1 protein-coding gene and 1 pseudogene are annotated in these 956 nt (G+C 45.5%); both read right to left on the bottom strand.

The annotated features are described in order from the left end of the window. Positions 1 to 15 precede the first annotated feature (15 nt). Positions 16 to 117, bottom strand: a pseudogene (locus tag A3762_RS26060) (CopD family protein); the annotation flags it as partial. Between the two features lie 2 nt (positions 118 to 119). Continuing rightward, positions 120 to 956: chloride channel protein (locus A3762_RS17795; protein ID WP_156493561.1), on the bottom strand; the 837-nt coding region annotated here is incomplete at its 5' end.

Here is a 956-nt window from a genome sequence, read left to right as displayed (position 1 = left end):
ATCAATCCCTGCTTAATCGTCGGCCATGGAGTGATAGACAAATAAGCGGGGCAAGTAAAATAATGCTGCGAACCAGCAAACCATCGAAATAATATGAAAAGCTTTGAACCAAAGCATTTTTAATGTCCTTCAAAATGATAGTAGTGATCGATATCGTTCTTTGTGACCACCCCAAGTATGCGTTTTAAACCACCACTGTTTCTCTCAACTAATAACGCTCCATGACCTTGCTGATTAAAGCTATTCAGCGCTTCTTCTAACGTTGCTTGGTAAGAAATGTTAGCAACATCACGTCGTTGAGCCGGGATCTCTAACAGGGCAATCTGCTCAGGTAGCTTATCGTTGTCTTCGTAAGACGATAAAAAATGAACCAGATCCGCCGCAGGCAACAATGACATGGTTTGACCTGATTCGTTTTCAACCGCGATCCAGTTTGGTTTTTGACGAAGTAGTTCTTGAGCGTCTTCAAGTTCAATGGATTTTTGTGCGCGGGAAAGCTTTCTATCCATGATTGCGACGACACTTGCGCTGCGCAATGCTTGAACGGCTGGGCTGTTCGAATAATCGAGCCCTTGCGCTTCGAGCAAGCTGATAAATATTGATCTCTGCTTGAACGCTGTGCTCGCAAACATACTTGAGATCACGATTGCTAACATGCCGGGCAGAATAATATTTGGATTTTGGGTGAGCTCCAGAATAGCCATTAATGCGGCAAGAGGTGCTTGTAGGGCTGAGCCCATCATTGCGCCCATTCCAAGCATCGCATAAAAACCTGTTGAGGATGCGAAGGGCATAATCCATTGCGCAATAATACCAAGCGCACCGCCTACTGTTGCCCCGATAAATAGCGTTGGACCAATCATGCCATTGGGCATTCCAAGCCCAAGACTTACGGCGGTTACGATTAACTTGGCAATAGCGATTCCGCATAAAATGCCGAGTGTGACATTACCGGT

The sequence above is a fragment of the Oleiphilus sp. HI0125 genome, from assembly GCF_001635355.1.
The sequence above is the reverse complement of the archived record's forward strand: the minus strand, read 5'-3'. Positions and strand labels throughout refer to the sequence as shown.